Below are 18,217 nucleotides of genomic sequence, written 5' to 3'. Positions count from 1 at the left end.
TGAACACAACTATACCAAATGCCTCGGACTCGCTGCGGCGTCGGGAAGATTTGCTTGTCTCGATTTGTTTATGCGATGCCGTGGACACATTTCGGCCAGAGGTGGTCAACCGTATCGCGCGCGATCTGGGTCTTCGTTTCCGATACTGGGAAATCTTGGTGATGGTTGAGGCCTTTGAACCGGAATTGTTTGATAGCGTTCGCAATCTTCGCCAGTTGTTGCTGCCCAACGGCACCGATTCATATGGCGCCCGGGCGCTGGCAGCGGTAGAGGCGATCGGTGATGTCGTTGTCCTTACCACAACACAGGAAGCAGCGCATCTGGATCTAGCAACCATGGTAGAGAACGCGCAGGACAGCAAAAGTGTAACAGTTGCAAAGCGTCGACAGACAGGCCTCCTCGATCCGTTATTAGGATACTTCGGAACCCTAAGCGGGTATCGTGTCAGATCTCGCGAAACCCAAAGCATGGCTTTTCCGCGTCCGATCCTGAACACGCTTCTGACCCATCCAGATACCGAACTGACCCTTCGTTTTGTGCCTGCGGCAAGTTCGGTACCCGTGCTGACCTTACCTGAGTTGAGCCAGGATTTCCCCAGGGACTTTCGAGATTTCAAACGGCGCCTGAAGCTTTTGCACAAATTGATTGTTGCCGTGGCACCGCGTTTGTTGTGGTGGGTCACGCTGCTTTCAGGGGGCGTCTTCCTCGTTTCCTTGACTTACATGGTCTACGCCGTCCTGGCCTGGCTGACGCTCGACGAGGTTGAGCCGGGCTGGCTGACAACTTCATTGGTTCTATCGATGACCTCGGCGTTTCTGAGTACCGCGATTTTTGCCCTGGCAATTGGGCTTCAAAAAGTCATTGATCTGCTCTTGCCCGACACCGGTCCGAGCGTTCTGGAAGAGAAGAGTAACGTGGATCTCTTCTCTGAGGTGCTAAAGGAGTTGAATGTGGAGCAGTCGCAAGACACTCCAAATGGCCTGACCAGTGCGGTCACCGAGCAGACCAACAGATGAGCCAAGCCAAGGAAAATGATGCCGATGTGCTGATAGTCGGCGCGGGATTTTATGGTTGTTGTCTCGCATTGTTCTTACGATCCGTTATACCGCGCATTAAGATCGTTGACGCGACAGAAAATGCCATGACTCGGGCCAGCCGAGTCAACCAGGCCCGTGTTCACACTGGATACCACTATCCGCGGAGTATGTTGACTGCTGCAAGGTCAATGATGCTGCACCGTCGGTTTGTTCGTGATTTCGGAGACGCCGTCGTCGACGATTTTGATATGCTCTACGCGATCTCTTCGAGAAACTCGAGCGTATCTGCTGAACGTTTCAGACATCTGTTCGAGAATATTGGCGCTCCGATCAGCGTAACCACCCCAAATCGGCAGGCACTTTTCCAGCCCGACATGATTGAGGCTGTATTCGACTGCACCGAGTATGCATTTGACTACAGTCGATTGCGTGAACACCTGCTGAACCAGGTCGACACGGCGGGATTAGATTTGGAATTTGGTGCGAAAGTCATTGCGTTGAAAGAGGAGCTAGATGCCGTCCGTGTCGGATTTGCCGACGGTCGAGAAATGCGGGTCGGAACCGTGTTCAATGTTACATACGCAAATGTAAACCAACTAATTCGAAGTACTATGGTACCCTTAGCGGCACTCAAACATGAGGTGACCGAGATTGTTCTGGTGCGACAACCCGCGGACATGAACGGATTGGCTGTAACCGTGATGGACGGCCCGTTTTTTTCTATTATGCCGTATCCGGCTGAAGACCTATATTCAATGACTCATGTCCGATACACACCGCATCTGAGCTGGCAAGATAGCCCGGATTCACCGCCACCCGACGACGTACTCAGACAGTATCCTCGACAAAGCATGGCAAAACACATGATCAACGACGCAGCGCGATACATGCCTTGCCTCGACGACTTAGAGGTCAAGAAATCGCTGGTCGAAGTAAAGACGGTTCTAACCAAGAACGAACGCGATGATGGTCGACCGATCCTTTTTCACAGGCAACCTTCCAACAGCCGGATCATCTCTGTTTTGGGCGGAAAAATCGACAATGTTTACGACCTATTTGATCTCGTCAAAACATCGCGACCGGAGTGGACGAAAGCCGATCTGACCCACCTTTTGGGCCGTGTTTGATGACAAAACTTGGGTCTGGATGGTCTTCGGTCACCGAGTTTACGCGTTTCTTCGGCGTTGCCCTTATCGGATTGGCGCTGGACATTACAGTTGCCTGGTTCTTGGCCGTGTGGGTCGGGCTTCCATTGATGGGCGCCGCCAGCATCGGTTTTTCCTTGGGTCTTCTTACAAACTATATACTGCACGAATGTTGGACATTCCGGCGACGGCGCCGAGCACTGTCTGGGGCTCGTTTTTCGAAGTTCGCCCTTGTACAAGTTGCGACCCTGTTGTTTCGGCTCGGGATCATCGCCGGGGTCTCGCGCTTCATAGATGACAATGGAAAAGAGCTGTTGATATTGTGCGCAGCAGCCGCCCTGTCCTTTTTTCTGAATTTCGCGCTTAGCAAGGCATTTGTTTTCATTGCCAATGCAGAAAATACTTCTGCCAACGGTGCCGACGGAGAACAGCAATGACCCAGGATCATGTAGGCGACCAAGAGATGAACTGGGAATTGCCAAGCTTCCAAGAAGACATCATGGCCGCCAAAAACACACGGTTCGCGCTCGTGATACCTGTCCTGAACGAGGGTGATCGTATCCGGCAGCAATTGCTGCGCATTCAAGCTATGGGATTGCCGACCGATGTCATTTTGGCAGATGGCGGCTCGACCGATGGCTCGACTGAAAGGGAGTTTCTGCAAAATGCGGGCGTGCGCGCAGTACTTACCAAGACTGGTGAAGGTCGGCTATCGGCACAGTTGCGCATTGCCTATGCTTGGTGCATCCGCCAAGGATATGACGGCATCATTACCGTGGACGGCAATGGAAAAGACGGTGTTGAGGCAGTCTTGCTTTTTGTTGAGCAACTAGAGCGCGGTTTTGACTATGTGCAGGGTTCTCGTTATCTGTCTGGCGGTGGGTCGCAAAACACGCCACTCGAAAGAACAATTGCAAACCGTCTAATACACGCGCCCATACTAAGCCTCGCAGGTCGTCATTGGTTCACCGATACTACAAATGGGTTTAGGGCGTATTCAACGCGATATCTACTGCATCCCAATGTGCAACCTTTCCGCGACATTTTTCTAAGATACGAGCTATTGTTTTATCTTACGGTCAGAGCCGGGCAATTGGGACTCAGAGTCTGTCAAGTTCCCGTGAAAAGAGAGTACCCTGCGGGTGAAGCTACACCAACAAAAATCTCAGGGTTTTATGGTAAGCTACATCTTCTCATGCAGACATTGCGGGTCGCGCTGGGTGCATACACCCCTTGACCTAACAGAAACTTGCGTGCAAGGAATCGTTCTTTTGATGCAAGCTGTCCCAAATTTCCGGAGTGACCGACATTTCTGAAAAATCCTGTCGGGCACTAGAGTAGAGTGTGACAGCCGCGCAGATTAGAAGTTGGACACCAGCAGGTTACAAGAAAATCTGGAACGGGCCCTCGTGCATCCCAGGTTGTGTCGACCAGAGGGAATCACATTATGGGACTGGCATGATTCATATGTGGACGCCGCCTTTGGCAAGGGTTGATTTTGTCCTGATGCGGTGATGGGTTGCTTTCATATGTCCGGCCTATTTGTGTAGCTTCGAAGGAGCCGCTGGCCCTGATGGAAATCCGCTGGGGAGGTCCCTGATCAACCTGGCGCGCTTATGAGGCGCGTTGAATCAGACGGGTTTGTCTCGCCGTTGGCCCGGTCATTACGCATCATTGACTGCCTTTGCCAATTCTGGTCGGGTCGCGTGTTTAGGCAGCAGGCCCGTAGGGTCTGTAGGTTTCCCGCCGCAGGTGGATGATGACCTCATCAATGACGGCGTCTGCGTAGGTTTCATAACCGAGAAGATTGGGCTCAAGCAGCCTACAGTGACGAACCACATGAAGGTTCTTCAAAAAGCAGGGATCGTGCAGAGCAAGAGGGTCAAGAATTGGGTCTTCTACAAACTGCGTAAGGAGAGAGTCGAAGCCATTCTCCGAGAGGCCTCCGCCTTAGCACGAGAAGGACACTAGTCATAAATGTTGGAATTTGTGCCGCCATTGGAGGAAAATCAGCATGTTGTAATAAATCGCTTTGGTCAATGTCGGGTTACTCCCTTAGGGCAGATGCGTTAAACGAATGGCCGACTCCCGACATTGAAGGCTTAATTGGCATGCTGCAGTCGCAGCCCGCATAGTGGCTGTTCGCTCCTGATGCAGACCAAGACATTAGCTTCCCACTGGATGTTGTGATCGCAGCCCGCACTCAGGAAATTCACTGCAGGTGCAAGACCATAGCACAGACCTGCTTCGCTGCGGCAGGCGGCTTCTTAATGAACTTGGCACTTATCGGTTTCATGCAGTCAGTGTTGATGCGGTGCATGATCCGGTCGCCTATCCAAGACCGGTCGGAGGTCTGCGCCGGATATCTTTGCCGAGGAAACCAGGGTTTGCACAAAGTCTTTGGCCGCACGCGCCCAGGATGCCTTCTCTATGGCATCGGCAATTTTCTGTTTCACAGCGTCAAAGGGCAAAACAGCGCCCTCTGCAACGGCATCCATCTTGATGATATGCCAGCCGTAGCGCGTAAGAACGGGCTCGGCTGTGATGGTACCTTGTGCAAGGCCGCGCAGCGCGGCCTCAAATTCAGGAACCGTATCGCCGGGACTCTGTTGGCCCAATGCTCCGCCGCTTTCTTTTGAGCCGCAGTCGCTTTCACGGGATGCCAGCTTGGCAAAGCCGTTGGAATTTTCCAAAGCCTGCTTTGTCAGATCAACCGCCCGAGCATGTGCTGCCTGGCGCGCATTTTCATCTCTGGGGTCGCAGGCAACCAGAATGTGAGACACCTCCCATAAAGGCGGGGACCTGAAACGCTCCGGGTCTCTTTCCCACTCGGCACGAACAGATGTCTCGGATGGACGTGATACCAGCACAGCTTCTTCGAGAAGGCCCCGAACAAGGGCCTCCTCGTCTGTTTCAAACTTTCCAGGGCTCACCTCTTGAACTTGCGCTTCGATCCGCCGCTTACGCGCCTCTTGCAACAGCAAGGTGCGCACTGCAATCGCATTGGCGGCCTTGCGCCAAGCAATGCCTGGCTTACCTTTTGGGCTGTCATGATTTTGCGTCTCTGCCGCAATCCGGGCAGACGGTACCGTTTCACCATTGACGACGAGATCAGGGAAAAGCGCTTTCACCGGGCTCACTCCGCAGGATTGCTTATTGGACCAACTGCCTTGGCCTTGGCGGCTGCAGTCAGGATGTTGCGCGGCGTTCCCAGCGCTTCGTGTCTGCGCGAGCGCACGATTTGATAGCCCGAGCGTGCGAGATATCGAAACGGCGCCGCGAAGCCTGAGAGCATATGCACAAGCCGTGTGAACGGGAAAAGCATCGTGATCAGAAGCCCCAGGAAGATATGGATCTTGTAGAGCCAGTGAACTTCCACGACCATCGCCCAAGCGTTCAGGTTCCAACTGACCACACTCTGTGACCATTCCATGAACAAGACCATGGTACCACCGTCCATGTGTTGCAGGGTCTGCGTGATGGTCAGCAGACCGATGACAAGCTGCAGCCAGATCAGCACCATGATGATGATATCCGGGTAGCTTGAGGTCACGCGGATGCGCGGGTCACCCAACCGACGGTGCAAAAGCAGGGTTGCACCGATCAGTGCAGCGATGCCAGCCGGACCGCCGATCAGAACGGCCATCCATTGCTTCAGAGCATATGGAACGCCGATCGCGTCAAGGACCCAGATTGGTGTGAACAAGCCCAAGAGGTGCCCGAAAAACACGGTCAGAATACCCACATGAAACAAGACGGACCCCCAGACCAGCTGCTTTCGACGCAAGAGCTGGCTTGAGGAGCTTTTCCAGGTGAACGGATCGCGTTCGTAGCGCGCGATGGAACCCACAATGAGGATTGTCAAAGCCACATAGGGCATAACGCCGAAGAGCGCGAAATCTATGTCGAAATTGGCGAACATGTTCTGTCTCCCTTACTCCGCCGCACAGGATGCGGGGTTTGGGTTGATAGGTGTATCCATCCGCGCGAGCATGTCGCGGGTTGCGGGGCATCCGGCATTTGGATCGGGACCGAAGCGCACCTCGGATTCCTCCCAAATCTTGTCCAGCGCTTCCAAGTCTTCGGGGTCTGAGTCAGGCTCTTCCAGCAATTCCGCGACAGCTTTTTCGTCCGCTTGCGCACCGGAGAGCTGCAACAAAGCGGCGAACACGGCACCATAAGGACTTTCTCGCCGGCACAGCCGGGCATTCAAAGCCTCAAGAATATGGGCCGCGTCCGCCAAGGTTTCCTGTGCCTCGGCAAAGGGACGCGTGGACAGGAATTCCAAAAGGACTGGCAGGTGGTCAGGAAGCTCGCTGGTTGCAGGCTCAAAGCCGGCATCGCGATACATCTCGACCAGCGAAACCATCGCGCCGCCTCGGTCCCGGCTTTCTCCGTGAACATGTTCAAAGAGGTTCAGTGACAGTGTGCGTGATCGATCAAAGAGCGCCACATAGGTCTCTTGCAGGTCGTAGATGTCGTGCCCGCCCAACTCTTCGACAAGCGGACGCAGTGCCCGGCGCGCTGCGGATGTCAATCGCGTGTCCGAGACAAGAACGCCTCCGATTTCAGGCATGGCGTGCTGTAGCTCACGGGTCGGATAGCTGAGGACCAGCGAGAGTGCTTTGAATGTACGATCAATGGTCATTGCAACGCCTCCGGCATTTTGAGTGGTTTTTGGATTTTCCGAACAGAGACGCCTTCGAGGTGCCTGTGGAGCAGCCATTGCCATCTGTGAATCCGCAGCCGCCCTTTAGGTCGTACGCCTCTTCGACCTGTTCACGGTGCGTTGTCGGAATGACAAACCGGTCTTCGTAGTCCGCCAAGGCCATGATCTTGTACATGTCCTCAATCACACGGGCGCTGAGACCAACGCGCGCGGCGATCGCCTCATCGATGACACCGTCGACCGTTTTCGACCGCATGTAGGCGCGCATGGCCATCATCCGCTCCAATGCACTGACGACAGGTGCTTCATCACCGGCGGTCAACATGTTGGCCAGGTACCGCACCGGGATTCGAAGGTCCTTCACGTTGGGCATCATGCCGTCCGTGCCGATTTTGCCGGCCTCAGCAGCGTTCTGGATCGGTGAGAGCGGCGGGATGTACCACACCATCGGCAGGGTTCGGTATTCGGGATGCAGCGGGAAAGCGACCTTCCACTCCATCGCCATTTTCCAGATCGGGCTTTCCTGCGCCGCAGTGATCCAGTCCTCGGGGATGCCGTCAGCACGCGCGGTTTCGATCACCACGGGGTCGAACGGATCGAGGAACACATCCAGTTGCGCATCATACAACTCTTGTTCACTCGGTGCGTTGGCGGCGGTGTCGATCTTGTCAGCGTCATAAAGCATCACGCCTAGATACCGGATGCGCCCAACACAGGTCTCGGAACACACGGTCGGATTGCCGCTTTCGATCCGGGGATAGCAAAGTGTGCATTTCTCGGATTTTCCGCTTTCCCAGTTGTAGTAGACCTTCTTGTAGGGACAGCCCGAAACGCACATCCGCCAGCCGCGACATTTCTCCTGATCGATCAAAACGATCCCGTCCTCTTCGCGCTTGTAGATCGCGCCCGAGGGGCAGGATGCGGCACAGGCCGGGTTCAGGCAGTGTTCGCAGAGCCGGGGGAGATACATCATGAAGGTGTTTTCGTATTCCCCGTAGATCTCTTTCTGAATGCCTTCGAAGTTGTAGTCGTCCGACCGTTTCGCGAATTCGCCGCCAAGGATCTCTTCCCAGTTCGGACCTTTCTCGATCTTCTCAATCCGCTCGCCGGTGATCTTGGAATAGGGGCGTGCCGTGGGGAACGCCTCCATCTCCGGGGCCGACTTCAGGTGATCGTGGTCGAAATCAAACGGTTCATAATAGTCGTCGATCTCGGGCAGGTCCGGGTTGGCAAAGATGTTGGAGAGAATTCGCCATTTGCTGCCCTGCTTTGGCTGCAACTTGCCGGAACTGGTCCGCTCCCAACCGCCGTTCCACTTGGCCTGATTTTCCCAGTCCGTTGGATAGCCGGTTCCCGGTTTGGTTTCCACGTTGTTGAACCAAGCGTATTCGACCCCATCCCGTGTGGTCCACACGTTCTTGCAGGTCACGGAACAGGTGTGGCACCCGATGCATTTGTCGAGGTTCAGCACCATGCCGATTTGTGCACGCACTCTCATTCCGCTGCCTCCTTCTGGGTCGCTTCGCGGTCGAGCCAGTCGACCTTTTGCATTTTCCGCACGACGACGAATTCGTCCCGGTTGCAGCCCACGGTGCCGTAGTAGTTGAAGCCGTAGGACTGTTGAGCGTAGCCGCCGATCATATGGGTGGGTTTCAGGACAGCGCGGGTGACCGAGTTGTGGATGCCACCGCGCTTGCCGGTCAATTCCGAGCCGGGTGTGTTCACGATCTTTTCCTGCGCGTGATACATGAACGTGGTTCCGTCCTTCATCCGCTGGCTGACAACGGCTCGGGCGGTCAGAGCGCCGTTCACGTTGTAGAGTTCGATCCAATCGTTGTCCTTGATGCCCGCACTGGCCGCATCGTTCTCAGAGATCCAGACCACCGGACCGCCACGGTTCAGCGTCAGCATCAACAGGTTGTCCGAATAGGTGGAGTGGATGCCCCATTTTTGGTGCGGCGTGATGAAGTTGAGAACCAGATGCGGATTGCCATCACGTGCATCCCTGTTGACCTCTTTGGTAATGGTTTTGAGGTCGACGGGCGGGCGATAAGACATGAAGCCTTCACCAAAGGCCCGCATCCACAGGTGGTCCTGATACAACTGCTGCCGCCCGGTCAGGGTTCGCCAGGGGATCAGCTCATGCACGTTGGTGTAGCCCGCATTGTAGCTGACCTTCTCGCTTTCGATACCAGACCATGTGGGTGAGGAAATGATTTTGCGCGGCTGTGCAGCAATATCGTGGAAACGGATCTTCTGGTGATGCTCGCCATCGGCCAGATGGGCATGTTCCCGCCCGGTTCCTTCGCTCAGCGCCTCCCAAGCCTTCACGGCGACGTTGCCGTTGGTCTCGGGTGCCAGCATCAGGACCACCTCGCACGCGTCGATCGCGCTCTCGATTTTCGGCCGTCCTTTCGTTGCGCCGTCTTGTTTGACACCGTTCAGCGCCGCAAGATCGTCAACCTCTCCCTGAGTGTTCCAAGTGATGCCTTTGCCGCCATTACCAAGCTTGTCCATTAGGGGCCCAAGCGCGGTGAATCGGTCGTAGATCGCGGTGTAGTCGCGTTCCACGGCCACATAGGCAGGCGCGGTCTTGCCCGGAATGAGGTCACACTCGCCTTTCTTCCAATCGCGAACCTGATCCTGTGCAATTTCGGCCGGCATGTCGTGCAGCAAGGGCAGCGAAACGATGTCGGTCTCTTTGCCCAGGATCTCGGGTGCAACCTCCTGAACCTTTTTGGCGATTGCCTTGAAGATCTCGAAGTCCGATTTCGACTCATAGGCCGGATCCACAGCCGCCTGCAATGGGTGGATGAAAGGGTGCATATCCGACGTATTCAGGTCGTCCTTTTCATACCAACTCGCCGTCGGCAGGACGATATCGGCGTAGACGGCTGTAGTGGACATGCGGAAGTCGATGGTGACCAGAAGATCAAGTTTGCCTTCGGGTGCTTTCTCGTGCCATTTGGCTTCCTTGGGCAGCGTCTTGCCTTCTTCACCCAGATCTTTGCCCAAAACACCATGGTCCGTGCCCAGCAGGTGCCGCAGGAAATACTCGTGCCCCTTGCCGCTTGATCCCAGCAGGTTCGAACGCCAGACAAACAGGTTGCGCGGCCAGTTCGCAGGATCATCCGGGTCTTCGCAGGACATTTCCAGTTCACCGGATTTCAGCTGTTGTGCGACATAGGCCGGGATTTCCATTCCGGCCGCTTTCGCTTGTTTGGCAACTTCCAGCGGGTTCGTCTTGAGCTGCGGCGCCGACGGCAACCAGCCCATGCGCTCGGCCCAAATATTGTAGTCGATCATGCTGACGTCCCAATCTCCTTCCGGAGCGGTTGGTGACAGAATCTCGTTCGCTTCCAGCGTCTCGTAGCGCCATTGGTCAGTATGTGCGTACCAAGCGGAAGTTGAGTTCATGTGCCGTGGCGGACGGCCCCAATCGAGCGCAAAGGCCAGCGGCTGCCAGCCCGTTTGCGGACGCAGCTTTTCCTGACCCACATAGTGCGCCCAGCCACCGCCGGATTGACCCACGCAGCCGCACATCACCAGCATATTGATGACGCCACGGTAGTTCATGTCCATGTGATACCAGTGGTTCATGGCTGCGCCGATGATGACCATGGCCTTGCCTTGGGTCTTCTCGGCGGTCTCCGCGAACTCGCGGGCCACATGGGTAATCTTGTCGGCGGGGACGCCGGTAATCTTCTCGGCCCATTTTGGAGTTCCGGGAACGTCTTCATCATAGGATGTGGCCACCCAATCGCCGCCAAGCCCGCGATCCACGCCGTAGTTGGCACAGAAAAGGTCGAAGACCGTCGCAACCAAAACCTCACCATCCGGGGTTTGTACCCGTTTGACCGGGACGTTCTTGGTCAGCACATCAGGGCGTTTGTCGCCTGTTGTGAAAGCTTCGGTCGCTGCGCTGCCGAAATATGGGAAGTCGACCCCGCGGACGTCGTCATGGTCGTCATCTAGGATGAGCGACATTTGAAGTTTGGCGTCTTTACCATCCGCCTTTTCTTCAAGGTTCCACTCGCCTTTCTCGCCCCACCGATAGCCAATGGCACCGTTCGGCGAAACCAGCGTGCCGCTGTCCTCGTCTAAGGCGACGGTCTTCCATTCGGGGTTGTTGTCTTCACCAAGTTTGCCGTCGAGGTCGTCGGCACGCAAGAAACGGCCGGGAACAAGGTTGCCGTCCTTCTCTTCAAGGCGCACCAACATGGGCATATCAGAGTACTTGCGGCAATAGTCCTCGAAGTATTCGGCCTGACGGTCGATATGGAATTCGCGCAGGATCACGTGGCCAAAGGCCATGGCAAGCGCAGCATCGGTGCCCTGCTTTACGTTTAGCCACACGTCTGCGAACTTCGATGCCTCGGAGTAGTCCGGGCAAATGACGGCCGACTTGGTGCCTTTGTAGCGTACCTCGGTGTAGAAATGGGCGTCAGGTGTCCGGGTTTGCGGAACGTTCGAGCCCCAAATCAGCAAGTAGCTGGAGTTATACCAGTCCGCACTTTCCGGCACGTCAGTCTGTTCACCCCATGTCATGGGTGAGGCCGGCGGTAAGTCGCAATACCAGTCATAGAAGGACATGCAGACACCGCCCATCAGCGACAGATACCGCGAACCCGCCGCGTAAGAGATCATCGACATAGCTGGGATTGGAGAGAAGCCGAAGATGCGGTCGGGCCCATAAGTCTTGGCCGTGTAGGCATTTGCCGCTGCGGTGATTTCGGTGGCTTCATCCCAGGTAGCGCGGACAAACCCGCCCGAGCCACGTTTGGACGTATACGAGGTGCGCAGGATGGGGTCGTTCTGGATCGCAGTCCAAGCCTCAATCGGCGTCTTGGTCTTGCGCATTTCACGCCAGATTCTCATCAGATGCCCGCAAATGAGCGGGTTCTTCACCCGGTTCGCCGAATACAGATACCAACTGTAGGATGCCCCTCGCGCGCAGCCGCGTGGTTCGTGGTTGGGCATGTCCGGGCGTGTGCGCGGGTAGTCCGTTTGCTGTGTTTCCCAAGTCACGATGCCGGATTTGACGTAGATCTTCCAGCTGCAAGACCCGGTGCAGTTCACCCCATGGGTCGAACGGACGACTTTGTCATGGCGCCAGCGGTTTCTGTATGTGTCTTCCCAGCCGCGGTCTTCGTTGGTGACCTGACCGTGGCCGTTGGCGAACTCTTCCAGCTTGTTGGACTGGAGGAAGTTCAATCTGTCGAGCAAGTGGCTCATCTTTTGGCTCCTTCTCCGAGCAAGTTCGGGGTGGACGCGCGCCGGACCGACGCCGGCGCGCGCGCCTTCAGTCAGATCAAGGGTTCTTGATGTAGGCGTTAGGCCTCAGGTAGAACCAGTAGTTGATGACGATGCAGAGCAGATAGAACGCTGCAAAACCGTAGAGCGCATATTCCGGAGTTCCGGCGCTCATCTGTTCGCCAAAGACCTTGGGAATGATGAAGGCTCCGTAGGCCGCGACAGCCGCAGTCCAGCCCAATACCGGTCCAGCCTGTTCCTTGTCGAACGCAACCGCGATGGTGCGGAAGGTCGAGCCGTTACCGATACCCGTTGCCGCAAAAAGGATCAGGAACAGGATCAGGAATGGCAGGAAGTAATCCTGCGGTGTCGCCGAGGCGTAGGCCTGCTGGATAAAGTAGGCCACACCGAGCGCAGAGGCGACCATCACGATCGAAATCCACTGCGTCACACGGGCACCGCCCAGCTTGTCAGCCATCATTCCGCCGATGGGACGGATCAGCGCACCAATGAAGGGGCCCATCCATGCGAACATTAATGCCGCAGGACCATCCGGGTTTACCGTGTTGTGGGTCATCACACCATCGACCATGAGGTGTTGAAAACCAAAGACGACTTTGATGGTCAGGGCCAACGCCGCTGAGTACCCAATGAAGCTTCCGAAAGTCATGGTGTAGATGACCGTCATCGCCCAGGTGTGTTTATTGCCGAAGATTCTGTACTGACGGGTCAGGTTTTGGCCCACGGCACCCGGGATCATTTTCAGCCCAAGCACGGTCAGTGCAATCACGATGGGCAGCACGATCCACTTGGACACCCCAAGACCCGATGTCGGCAAGCCGCCATCTACGCCGGGCAGCATCAGCCAGGCTCCAAAGGCCGCCGTGACAAAGCCGATTAACAACATGAACGCGATGATTGCGAACGCAACGATCGGGTTGGGAATGTCGGGCGACACATGCTCGTCACGGATGTTGTTCATACCCAGCCAACCCGCAACCGCGAGTGGGATCAACGCGACCAGCCAGATAAAGCCTGCGTTCTGAATGTAGGTCTCTGAACCTGCGGGAATGCGGGCAAAGAACGTACCCGAAGTGTTTTCCAGGATCATCGGCTCGCCACCAAACAGACCGAATGTCATGACCAACGGGATCACAATCTGCATGGTGGTTACGCCGAAATTTCCCAATCCAGCGTTCATGCCAAGGGCATATCCCTGTATCTTCTTGGGAAAAAAGAACGAGATGTTCGACATGGACGAGGAAAAGTTGCCGCCGCCGATACCAGAGAGGAACGCAAGGATTTGGAACCACCAGAGTGGCGTATTCGGATCCTGAAGCGCGAGCCCGGTCAGTGCTGCGGGAATCATCAGCAAAGCAGTGGTGAAGAAAATCGTGTTTCGACCGCCCGCGATCCGGATGAAGAAGGTCGATGGGATGCGCAGTGTCGCCCCAGTCAGGCCCGCGATAGCGGCCAGTGTGAACAGCTGCGAGTTCTCAAACGCAAAACCGAGATTGATCATCTGAACAGTGATGATTCCCCAGTACAGCCAGACGGCAAAGCCGCAGAGCAGCGAAGGTATGGAAATCCAGAGGTTACGGTTCGCAATCCCCTTGCCGGAAGAAGCCCAGAAGGCCTCGTCATCTGGCGCATAGTTTGTGAGGTCTCTTGCCATTGAGGTGTCTCCTAGTCTTTGGCATTGGCCGGTCAGCCCGCATGAGCCGACCGGCAATTCAGTCTTACTCGGCCGGTTGTTGGCTGCTGTTTGATCCGATCCGCGCCAAAGCGGTCTTGAGATCATCGAGGTCCTTGAAGCGGGCTGTGACGGTGAAACCGTTGCCCTTATCGGCGAGCGAAACGTTCTGAGACCCTTCAAAGATGAGCGCCAGTTCGGCCTCGGCTTCTTTCTTGCGGGTCGCAACTTCGGCTATCGCCCGGTCTACAGAACTCAACACGTATTCTTCATCGAATCCGCCCTCGGGCTCCTTGAGCCAGAAGAAACACACGATCCAGGACACCATTGCGCCAGCGGCAATGATGAAGAAGAACGTCGCAGAGTCGACGAACATGAAGATGAAGAGGTAGAAGACCGCGCCGACATTGCCGTACGCCCCTGCCATGCCCGCAATCTGCCCGGTGACCCGCCGTTTGATGGACGGGATGATCCCAAAGGTCGCGCCCTCAGCCCCTTGCACAAAGAACGAGCAGGCGATGGTGATCGCGATTGCGATAATCAGCGGCCAGGAGCTGTTCAAAAGACCCATCAGGGCGAAGCCGATTGCTATACCCATCATGTAGGCCAGCATCACAAAGCGGCGGTTTCCCATCCGGTCCGACACCAACCCACCCATAGGACGGGCAACAAGGTTGATGAAAGCAAACGAAGCTGCGATCAGACCGGCAGTCACTGGTGTGAGCCCCCAGGTTTCCTGAAAGAACATCGGCAACATGGACACAACAGCCAGTTCCGCGCCGAAGTTCGCAAAGTAGGTTGTGTTGAGAGCCGCGACCGAGCTGAAGGGGTAGCGGTCATCCTCTGGCACACCCTTCTTCAGGATCGGAAGGTTGACGCGCAACACCTGCCAGACCTGATAAACGACCATGGTGGCAATAGACGCATAGCAGATTATGGCTACAAATCCGTCGATGTAACCCATCATCTGTACGCGGTAGACGAGTATGGACAGGATCCCGATCAGCGGTACGGTGAAAATCACCAGCAGGACAAGATCGCGGTATGTCGATACTTCCAGTGCGCCGCTCTTGCGGGCTTTTTTATGTGTATCCGCAGTCGGGCCGTCGGTTATGGCGAACCAATAGAAGATGCCATAAAGCGCCATGATTATGCCCGATGTTGCGATGGCATAGCGCCAGCCATCATCGCCGCCAAACATGACGAGTGCCACGGTCGGGATTGTCATCGCCGCGGCGGCTGAACCGAAGTTGCCCCAGCCTGCATAGAAGCCTTCAGCAAAACCGATGTCGCGCGGTTTGAACCACAGGGCCGTCATGTGGATGCCAACGACGAATCCTGCACCTACCGAAGACAGGACCAGACGCGAAACAAAAAGCTGCATCTTGGTATCGCCAAACGCAAAAGTCAGCGTCGGCAATGCCATTACGACCATAAGGATCGAGAACACGCGCCGGGGGCCCCATTTGTCGAGCGCCATACCGACGAGTATCCGGGCAGGGATGGTGAGCGCCACGTTAGCAATGGCAAAGAGGCGAATGTCATCGCGGGTCAGCCAATCGTTCGCTGCAAGCATCGAGGATGCCAGCGGCGCCATGTTGAACCAAACATAGAATGTGATGAAGAACGCGATCCACGTCAGGTGGAGCGCACGGATAGCCGGATCCTGGACCCGGACAAGGCTGGATATTTTCATAGTCTCTCGCCTTTTGAGTTACTCAGCCGCTTGCATCGATGATGCGGACTCGTGAGTTGGAATGATGAGGATCGGGCATTTCACTCGCCGCGCCAGAAAGGCCGAGACCGATCCGAAGGTCATGTGGTCGAATTCTTCGGCTATCGCATCAAGCCGCTTTGTTATGAATCCGAACGGTCCACCATCAGCCTGGTGGCTATGCCGGGCCATGACCAGTAGATCGGGTTGACGTTCCTCGGTTGCGCGCAAAATCATCTTGCGCGCATCGCCTTCCGCCAGGACGACTTTGGTATCAAACCCGGCGGCCATAAGTTCAGCTGCAGCCGCTTCGACGCCCGCTTTTTGATCCTGGTATTGTTCCGTAAACAGCTCATCGGCCCCGTCAGTGGCGCTGCCGATATCTTCGACCACCGACACCAGCGTGACGCTGGGATTTAATGGTCCGAGCATTTCCTGAATTGCGTCGAGCGCAATTCGCGCGTTGCGCGAATGGTCGTACGCCAGCATGATTTCCATGGGTCCCTCCGTTCCTGCGCACCGTGATGTGGGCGCATTGCGCGTTTGAACCCGTGTAGCCAGCTTCGCCCTGAAATCAGTTGACCTGAGTCAAGAAATAGAAAAAATACTGTAAAATAAATAGGTTACCAAAAATTATCATATCGTTGGCAGTACTGCATCAAACAGCCAGCCCAAACAAAGCAAATCAAAAATTGACATCCATCAATCTTATACGCGAAAAACATCAAGTGGAGTGAGCCAGGTGTGTCTATCAATGCCCGAGTCGGATTTACCGCACATAAAAAATCTGCACATATTTGCGGATATGAGTGAAGAGCACTTCTCGTTGCTCATGAGAGGGTCGTACGTACAGAACTTTCCGCCTCAGATCGACCTTATTGAAGAAGGGGATCCGAGTGATTTTCTGCATATCGTATTGTCCGGTTCCGTCGAGTTGTTCTCAAACTGGAACCGGCGCGAGACGTCTATGTCGACCGTACGACCGGTCTCGACGTTCATTCTAGCCGCTACAATCAAAGACGCACCTTATTTGATGTCGGCGCGTACGCTTGAAAAAAGCCGAATAGCTCTGATTCCAAGTCAGGATGTGCGGGCTGTATTTGACATAGATGCCCATTTCGCGCGTGCAGTCGTAACGGAACTGGCACAGTGTTACCGATCGGTGGTTAAGAACACAAAAAACCTGAAACTGCGTACCTCGCTTGAACGCTTGGCGAATTACCTGCTGCGCCAGCAAAAAAGAGCCAACGGAAAGGCTGAGTTCGGGTTGCTAATCGAAAAACGCCGCCTTGCGTCGAAGCTCGGTATGACACCAGAAAACCTGAGCCGGGCTTTTAAGAGTTTGCAATCCTACGGCGTCAAGGTGAATGGAAACCACGTCACAATTTCTGATCAACGCGACCTTGAGAATTTTGCGAACCCAAGCCCCCTCATCGATGACTTCAGAACATAAGGACGCAGCATAATCGACAGTATGCCGGTGCGGTTGGTGATCTTGCGAAAAATTTTCGCATGTTTGGAACGCATATCAGATGCTTAGATGTAGTGGCTTGAGATCATAGTCTGTTGGGCGCGAGATTATCGCTATTTCTGGCTCAGATAATTTGAGACTGTAAACCGATTTGGGATCACATTAGTTGCGACCGGGCTCAGAATAATTGAGACGGGCTCACATTGCTGAGACTGGGATCGTCGGTGTGAGACCATCCGACTCCGTCACAGCGACAACCCTGCCATCCTCATTCGTTCTGCCAGTTCGGGTGTCCGCGCGAGTTCAAGGTGCCCACTCAGGAAGCGTTAGATCTCGGCAGGCTTGGACTGGAACTAATCCGCCAATACCTTCACGGAATAGCCCCGCCGGGTGAGGCGTGGCTCCAGGTCATCAAAGTCGGGGGCCAGGGTGGCCGGCACAATATCCGGCGTGATTGGTTTCTGGCCGGTGCGGAACCCGGCCTTCAATGCCCGGTTTAAACATTCGGCAAACTGTAAGGGTGTGGTCAGGCGCTCTGCCAGCAGGGCCAGCGCCGCCGGTTCGATAATTTCGTCAAGTGGAGCGTCGTCCTCGGTACACTGGTCCAAAAGCCAGTCGAGATAGGTTCGGGACTCTTCCCCCAATCCTTCGAAGGGCAGGATATCAGTGCGATGCTCGATCTCTTCCATCGTTGGGCGGCGAAGGTCGTTTCGCAGCTTCGGATGGCCTACCAGAATAACGGACAGATTGCCTCCGCCACGTGCGATCACTTCCATCAGGCGTTTCAACCCAATCAGCGTCTTGCCATACAGATCATGGGCCTCATCGACAAACAGCGCCATGGGCTTTCCGAAGCGGGCTACCAGCTTCTGAAGTTCTCGTTCCCTCTTTTCACCTTGGGTTGGAATCTTTGGTTCTTTCTCTCGTGAGAGATCGTAGAACAGGGCTGAGATTAGCGTCGGAACGGTCGTGCGGGCTTTGTCCACTGACAGGCTTTCGGCAACGGTGACTTTCTTCTCCCGCGCAATTTCATCCTGCAACCGGTGCAGAAACACGGTCTTGCCGATGCCAACGGGGCCAGTCACCGCAATCAGGCGTCCGGTTCCAATGCCCGTCCGGACAGTGTGGGTGATCTGGCGATGGTTCTCGGTTTCATAGAACCCGGCAGCCCGCCAATCCTTGATCAACCTATATCGCACCATGATCTCGGCATTCAGCATTACTCGCTCTCCTCT

At 55.4% G+C, this 18,217-nt stretch carries 15 protein-coding genes; 6 read left to right on the top strand and 9 right to left on the bottom strand.

The annotated features are described in order from the left end of the window. Positions 1-161: 161 nt before the first annotated feature. From ACR3ES_RS21915 to ACR3ES_RS21895, 5 genes are all read left to right on the top strand, one after another. On the top strand, positions 162-1,016 hold the full coding sequence (locus tag ACR3ES_RS21915) for a hypothetical protein (protein WP_480424518.1): 855 nt from the start codon (positions 162-164) through the stop codon (positions 1,014-1,016). Next, positions 1,013-2,164 carry an FAD-dependent oxidoreductase gene (locus ACR3ES_RS21910; protein ID WP_480424517.1) on the top strand — a complete coding sequence of 384 codons (1,152 nt, stop codon included), beginning with the start codon at positions 1,013-1,015 and terminating at the stop codon, positions 2,162-2,164. Before ACR3ES_RS21915 ends, ACR3ES_RS21910 begins: the two co-directional genes overlap by 4 nt. Continuing rightward, positions 2,164-2,619, top strand: a complete 456-nt coding sequence (locus tag ACR3ES_RS21905) for a GtrA family protein (protein WP_170437334.1) — start codon at positions 2,164-2,166, stop codon at positions 2,617-2,619. The genes ACR3ES_RS21910 and ACR3ES_RS21905 overlap by 1 nt, the downstream gene beginning before the upstream one ends. Then, a complete protein-coding gene (locus ACR3ES_RS21900) occupies positions 2,616-3,419 on the top strand; it encodes a glycosyltransferase family 2 protein (protein ID WP_480424515.1) in 804 nt (267 codons plus the stop codon). The genes ACR3ES_RS21905 and ACR3ES_RS21900 overlap by 4 nt, the downstream gene beginning before the upstream one ends. Positions 3,420-3,934: 515 nt before the next feature. Next, positions 3,935-4,153 (top strand): ArsR/SmtB family transcription factor, encoded by a 219-nt coding sequence (locus tag ACR3ES_RS21895; protein ID WP_480424514.1) that lies wholly within the window; start codon positions 3,935-3,937, stop codon positions 4,151-4,153. 329 nt (positions 4,154-4,482) lie between these two features. Here ACR3ES_RS21895 and ACR3ES_RS21890 read toward each other — a convergent pair whose 3' ends face one another. The 8 genes from ACR3ES_RS21890 to ACR3ES_RS21855 form a co-directional block, all read right to left on the bottom strand. Further along, complete coding sequence (locus ACR3ES_RS21890) at positions 4,483-5,313, bottom strand: peptidylprolyl isomerase (RefSeq protein WP_170437336.1); 831 nt, start codon at positions 5,311-5,313, stop codon at positions 4,483-4,485. A gap of 5 nt (positions 5,314-5,318) precedes the next feature. Next, positions 5,319-6,104 (bottom strand): respiratory nitrate reductase subunit gamma, encoded by a 786-nt coding sequence (gene narI, locus ACR3ES_RS21885; RefSeq protein WP_170437338.1) that lies wholly within the window; start codon positions 6,102-6,104, stop codon positions 5,319-5,321. Positions 6,105-6,116: 12 nt separating this feature from the next. Continuing rightward, positions 6,117-6,830 carry a nitrate reductase molybdenum cofactor assembly chaperone gene (gene narJ, locus ACR3ES_RS21880; protein ID WP_170437340.1) on the bottom strand — a complete coding sequence of 238 codons (714 nt, stop codon included), beginning with the start codon at positions 6,828-6,830 and terminating at the stop codon, positions 6,117-6,119. Beyond that, entirely contained in the window at positions 6,820-8,349 is a 1,530-nt protein-coding gene (narH, locus tag ACR3ES_RS21875) for a nitrate reductase subunit beta (RefSeq protein WP_480634756.1), read from the bottom strand. The genes narJ and narH overlap by 11 nt, the downstream gene beginning before the upstream one ends. Next, the gene (locus ACR3ES_RS21870) at positions 8,346-12,086 is read right to left on the bottom strand and encodes a nitrate reductase subunit alpha (RefSeq protein ID WP_170437346.1); all 3,741 of its coding nucleotides are present in this window, start codon (positions 12,084-12,086) and stop codon (positions 8,346-8,348) included. The genes narH and ACR3ES_RS21870 overlap by 4 nt, the downstream gene beginning before the upstream one ends. A gap of 76 nt (positions 12,087-12,162) precedes the next feature. Further along, entirely contained in the window at positions 12,163-13,779 is a 1,617-nt protein-coding gene (locus ACR3ES_RS21865; RefSeq protein WP_480424512.1) for an MFS transporter, read from the bottom strand. A 64-nt stretch (positions 13,780-13,843) separates the two neighbouring features. Further along, a complete protein-coding gene (locus ACR3ES_RS21860) occupies positions 13,844-15,493 on the bottom strand; it encodes an MFS transporter (RefSeq protein ID WP_170437351.1) in 1,650 nt (549 codons plus the stop codon). Between the two features lie 18 nt (positions 15,494-15,511). Next, positions 15,512-16,009, bottom strand: coding sequence for a universal stress protein (locus tag ACR3ES_RS21855; RefSeq protein ID WP_170437353.1), 498 nt, complete (start codon positions 16,007-16,009; stop codon positions 15,512-15,514). A 256-nt stretch (positions 16,010-16,265) separates the two neighbouring features. Here ACR3ES_RS21855 and ACR3ES_RS21850 point away from each other — a divergent pair, with 256 nt between their 5' ends. After that, complete coding sequence (locus tag ACR3ES_RS21850; protein WP_170437355.1) at positions 16,266-16,964, top strand: cyclic nucleotide-binding domain-containing protein; 699 nt, start codon at positions 16,266-16,268, stop codon at positions 16,962-16,964. A gap of 371 nt (positions 16,965-17,335) precedes the next feature. Here the strand turns inward: ACR3ES_RS21850 and ACR3ES_RS21845 are convergent, their stop codons facing one another. Continuing rightward, positions 17,336-18,202, bottom strand: a complete 867-nt coding sequence (locus ACR3ES_RS21845; RefSeq protein WP_480424511.1) for an AAA family ATPase — start codon at positions 18,200-18,202, stop codon at positions 17,336-17,338. Positions 18,203-18,217 lie beyond the last annotated feature (15 nt).

The organism is Ruegeria sp. B1, from assembly GCF_056535885.1.
This window is presented reverse-complemented; position numbering and strand designations above follow the sequence as displayed.

Bases quoted from the DNA above. Each gene is read 5' to 3' on its own strand.
- ACR3ES_RS21915 (WP_480424518.1), top strand. From the start codon at position 162: ATGGTTGAGGCCTTTGAACCGGAATTGTTTGATAGCGTTCGCAATCTT.
- ACR3ES_RS21910 (WP_480424517.1), top strand. From the start codon at position 1,013: ATGAGCCAAGCCAAGGAAAATGATGCCGATGTGCTGATAGTCGGCGCG.
- ACR3ES_RS21905 (WP_170437334.1), top strand. From the start codon at position 2,164: ATGACAAAACTTGGGTCTGGATGGTCTTCGGTCACCGAGTTTACGCGT.
- ACR3ES_RS21900 (WP_480424515.1), top strand. From the start codon at position 2,616: ATGACCCAGGATCATGTAGGCGACCAAGAGATGAACTGGGAATTGCCA.
- narI (WP_170437338.1), bottom strand. From the start codon at position 6,104: ATGTTCGCCAATTTCGACATAGATTTCGCGCTCTTCGGCGTTATGCCC.
- narJ (WP_170437340.1), bottom strand. From the start codon at position 6,830: ATGACCATTGATCGTACATTCAAAGCACTCTCGCTGGTCCTCAGCTAT.
- narH (WP_480634756.1), bottom strand. From the start codon at position 8,349: ATGAGAGTGCGTGCACAAATCGGCATGGTGCTGAACCTCGACAAATGC.
- ACR3ES_RS21870 (WP_170437346.1), bottom strand. From the start codon at position 12,086: ATGAGCCACTTGCTCGACAGATTGAACTTCCTCCAGTCCAACAAGCTG.
- ACR3ES_RS21865 (WP_480424512.1), bottom strand. From the start codon at position 13,779: ATGGCAAGAGACCTCACAAACTATGCGCCAGATGACGAGGCCTTCTGG.
- ACR3ES_RS21860 (WP_170437351.1), bottom strand. From the start codon at position 15,493: ATGAAAATATCCAGCCTTGTCCGGGTCCAGGATCCGGCTATCCGTGCG.
- ACR3ES_RS21855 (WP_170437353.1), bottom strand. From the start codon at position 16,009: ATGGAAATCATGCTGGCGTACGACCATTCGCGCAACGCGCGAATTGCG.
- ACR3ES_RS21850 (WP_170437355.1), top strand. From the start codon at position 16,266: ATGCCCGAGTCGGATTTACCGCACATAAAAAATCTGCACATATTTGCG.
- ACR3ES_RS21845 (WP_480424511.1), bottom strand. From the start codon at position 18,202: ATGCTGAATGCCGAGATCATGGTGCGATATAGGTTGATCAAGGATTGG.